The sequence below is a fragment of the Burkholderia sp. Tr-862 genome, from assembly GCF_011753085.1.
Taxonomy (GTDB): Bacteria; Pseudomonadota; Gammaproteobacteria; order Burkholderiales; family Burkholderiaceae; genus Burkholderia; species Burkholderia ambifaria.
The window spans coordinates 1-3,546 of sequence record NZ_VWWG01000304.1; the positions used below are offsets into that span (position 1 = coordinate 1).

The window sequence follows — 3,546 nt, forward strand, 5'->3', positions numbered from 1 at the left end:
CGCGGCGTCGTAACGGCTCTCCGACGGCGACGCCGGGGCCTGTGCATGAGCGGCCGGGCGCGCGGCGCCGCGCACCGGCGCGGGTGCGATGCCGCCCGCGACGCGCCAGTCCGACACGATCGCCTTCATCTGGCGCGTCTGCTCCTCGAGCGACGCGGCCGCCGCCGCAGCCTGCTCGACGAGCGCCGCGTTCTGCTGCGTGACCGAGTCCATCTGGCCGACCGCGCGATTGACCTGCTCGATGCCGGTCGACTGCTCGTCCGACGCGGCGCTGATCTCGCCCATGATGTCGGTCACGCGGCGCACGGCCTGCACAATCTCGTCCATCGTCGAACCGGCCCGCGCGACGAGCGCCGACCCGCTTTCGACCTTCTCGGCCGAATCGCCGATCAGCTGCTTGATTTCCTTCGCGGCGCTCGCGCTGCGCTGGGCCAGCGAGCGCACTTCACCCGCGACCACCGCGAAGCCGCGACCCTGCTCGCCCGCACGCGCGGCTTCGACCGCCGCGTTCAGCGCGAGGATGTTGGTCTGGAACGCGATGCCTTCGATCGTGCCGATGATGTCGACGACCTTGCCCGAGCTCGCCGCGATGTCCTGCATCGTCGACACGACCTGGCCGACGACTTCACCGCCGTGCGTCGCGATGTCGGACGCGTTCACCGCGAGCTGGCTCGCCTGCCGCGCGTTCTCCGCGTTCTGGCGCACGGTGCCCGTCAGCTGCTCCATGCTCGAAGCGGTTTCCTGCAGCGACGCGGCCTGCTCCTCGGTGCGCTGCGACAGGTCGGTGTTGCCGGTCGAGATCTCGCGCGCGCCGACGTCGATCGACTCGGTGCCGCGATGCACGGCCTGCACCATCGTCGTCACCGCATCCTGCATCCGCTTGATGCCGCCGAACAGGCGGCCGATCTCGTTGGTGCTGGACACGTTCACCGGCTGCGTGAGGTCGCCGCCGGCGATGCGCTCGAAGTGCGCGATCGCGTCCTCGAGCGGGTTGATGATCAGCCCGCGCAGCGCGAAGCGGATCGCGATCACGACGACGAACGCGATCGCGACGCCGGCCGCGATCAGGCCGATCATCATCGAGATCTGCGACTGCGTCGCGGTCTGGCGTTCTTCCGCGCGTTTCTGCAGCGACGCGACCACGGCCGCTGCCGCCTGGTCGTACGCGACGAACATCGGGCTGATCTTGGTGTCGGCGACCGCGTGATAGGCCGCCATGTCGCCCGCGCGCGCGGCCGCGAATTCCGGCTCGACGCCTTCCTTCACGATCGTCGCGTAGCGCGCGGCGAGGTCGTCGACGAGCGCCTGCTCGACGCCGAGCTTCGGCGTCGCCTGGAACGCCTGCCAGTTCTGATTCGACTTCGTGTACAGCTCCTGCGCGCGCTCGAGCACCTTGCTCGCGTCGGCCGTATTACCGGCCTCGGTCAGCGAGCGGAAGCGGTCGAGCGACACGCGTGCGCGCAGCAGGTACGACGACGTGTCGTCGAGCGCATGGATCGCCGGCAGATCGACGTGCGCGATCTCGTCGAGCGAGCGGCTCGCGTGATCGAGCGCGTAAAGGCCGAGGCCGCCGACCGCGGCGGCGAGGCCCACGAGGATGAGTCCGACCGCCGTGAGCGTCGTGCGGATCGACCAGTTATGCAACATTGCAGATTCTCCCGAAATTCCTGCGTGCGCGGCGCACTTACCCGCCGAGCGTTTCGATCAACGCCATTTCCCGGCTCGACATCAGCTTCTCGATGTCCATCAGGATCAGCATGCGGCCGTCGACGGTGCCGAGGCCCGTCAGGTACTCGGTCGTCAGCGTCGCGCCGAATTCCGGCGCCGGCATGATCTGGTCCGTCTGCAGCGTCAGCACGTCCGACACGCCGTCGACCACCATCCCGACCACGCGGTTCGACACGTTCAGGATGATCACGACGGTCTGGTGGTCGTACTCGACGCGGCCGAGATGGAACTTGATCCGCATGTCGACGATCGGCACGATGATGCCGCGCAGGTTGATCACGCCCTTGATGAAGTCCGGGGCATTCGCGATGCGCGTGACGCTGTCGTAGCCGCGGATTTCCTGCACCTTCAGGATGTCGATCCCGTATTCCTCGTCGCCGAGCGTGAAGACGAGGAACTCCTGCCCCGTCGCATCGCCATGTGCGGCGTCGCGGCCTCTGGTAGCCGCGTTCGCCGCGGCCGGATTGATCATTTGGACTTCAGCAGACACGTGTGCCCCCAATCGGTTGAATGGCGAGAGTCAGAAGATCGCGAGCTCGGCGCCGACTCGGGCGCCGTGCATCGCACGGGTTTCGCGGTTCAGCGCCGCGACGTCGACGATCAGCGCGACACTGCCGTCGCCGAGGATGGTCGCCGCCGAGATGCCGTGCACCTTGCGGTAGTTGGTTTCGAGGTTCTTCACGACCACCTGCTGCTGGCCAACTAGCTCGTCGATCAGCATCGCGAAGCGGCGCCCCTCGGTTTCCATGATCGTGACGATCCCCTGGGTCGGATCGGTGCGCGCGTCCTCGACCGAGAACACCTCGTGCAGCGCGACGAGCGGCAGGTATTCGCCGCGCACGCGCACTACGCGCTCGCCGTTGCCGACCGTGTAGATGTCGTCGTTCGACGGCTGCAGCGACTCCATCACGAAGTTCAGCGGCAGGATGAAGATCTCGCTGCCGACCTTCACCGACATCCCGTCGAGGATCGCGAGCGTGAGCGGCAGCACGATCCGCGTGGTCGTGCCGCGACCGGCCTGCGACGAGATCTCGACATGGCCGCCCATCGACTGGATGTTGCGCTTCACGACGTCCATCCCGACGCCGCGGCCCGACACGTCGGTCACGGTCTCGGCGGTCGAGAAGCCCGGCGCGAAGATCAGTTGCCAGACTTCGTCGTCGCTGATGTTGTCGGACACCTGCATGCCCTGTTTCGCGGCCTTCGCGAGGATCCGCTCGCGGTTCAGGCCCCCGCCGTCATCGCTGACCTCGATCACGATGTTGCCGCCGTGATGCGCGGCCGACAGCACGAGCTGGCCGACCGCGTCCTTGCCGGCGGCGACGCGCTTGTCGACGGTCTCGATCCCGTGATCGAGGCTGTTGCGCACGAGGTGCGTGAGCGGGTCGATGATCCGCTCGATCAGGCTCTTGTCCAGCTCGGTCGCCTGGCCGAACGTGACGAGCTCGACCTGCTTGCCGAGCTTGCCGGCCAGGTCGCGCACGAGCCGCGGGAAGCGGCTGAACACGTAGTCCATCGGCATCATGCGGATCGACATCACCGCTTCCTGCAGGTCGCGCGCGTTGCGCTCGAGCTGCGCCATCCCGTTGAACAGGCGGTCGTGCAGCGCCGGATCGAACGCGCTCGCGGTTTCCGCGAGCATCGCCTGCGTGATCACGAGCTCGCCGACCAGGTTGATCAGCTGGTCGACCTTCTCGACGCCGACCCGGATCGAGCTGCCTTCGGCGCCCGATGCGGCGGCAGCCGGGCGCGGACGCTTGTCGTCGTGATGCGCGGCGGCCGGCGCCGCGGGTTCGGCGTGCGGTTGCGGCGCCGGTT

At 67.9% G+C, this 3,546-nt stretch carries 3 protein-coding genes; all 3 read right to left on the reverse strand.

Annotated features, from left to right (window positions below; all coding sequences use genetic code 11):
- The coding region (locus tag F3J14_RS34155) for a methyl-accepting chemotaxis protein (RefSeq protein ID WP_166726659.1) at positions 1-1,647 on the reverse strand (1,647 nt) is incomplete at its 3' end.
- A gap of 37 nt (positions 1,648-1,684) precedes the next feature.
- Positions 1,685-2,200 carry a chemotaxis protein CheW gene (gene cheW, locus F3J14_RS34160; protein WP_105833970.1) on the reverse strand — a complete coding sequence of 172 codons (516 nt, stop codon included), beginning with the start codon at positions 2,198-2,200 and terminating at the stop codon, positions 1,685-1,687.
- 48 nt (positions 2,201-2,248) lie between these two features.
- Positions 2,249-3,546: chemotaxis protein CheW (locus F3J14_RS34165; protein ID WP_211080430.1), on the reverse strand; the 1,298-nt coding region annotated here is incomplete at its 5' end.